The organism is Bradyrhizobium sp. Kon69, assembly GCF_055807515.1.
This window is the reverse complement of the sequence record NZ_JBVVOS010000636.1, coordinates 1-229: the sequence shown is the minus strand read 5'-3', so window position 1 is coordinate 229 and position 229 is coordinate 1. Positions and strand designations below refer to the sequence as shown.

Sequence of the window (229 nt, the reverse complement as noted above, 5' to 3'; positions counted from 1 at the left end):
AATAACCGCCACACAGGAGGTGTGTCATGCACGCAACTGAGCAATCGGTCCGCTCGATCACCTCGAAGCCCAGCTTGAGGTAAAAGCCCAGTGCCTGCGGGTTCTGCTCGTTGACTTCAAGCTCATCGGCATTCAGGTGCTCGATCGCATAGTGCAGCAATTGCCGTCCAAGCCCCTGGCCCCGATGGTGCGGGTCGATGAACAGCATTTCGACCTTGCCCGCGGCCAC

Annotated in this window: 1 protein-coding gene; it reads right to left on the bottom strand. The window is 59.0% G+C overall.

Features of this window, described 5'->3' with window-relative positions; translation table 11 throughout:
* A partial coding sequence (locus AC0L3U_RS40405; protein WP_473365272.1) for a GNAT family N-acetyltransferase occupies window positions 1-208 on the bottom strand: 208 nt, incomplete at its 3' end.
* Between the last annotated feature and the right edge of the window lie 21 nt (window positions 209-229).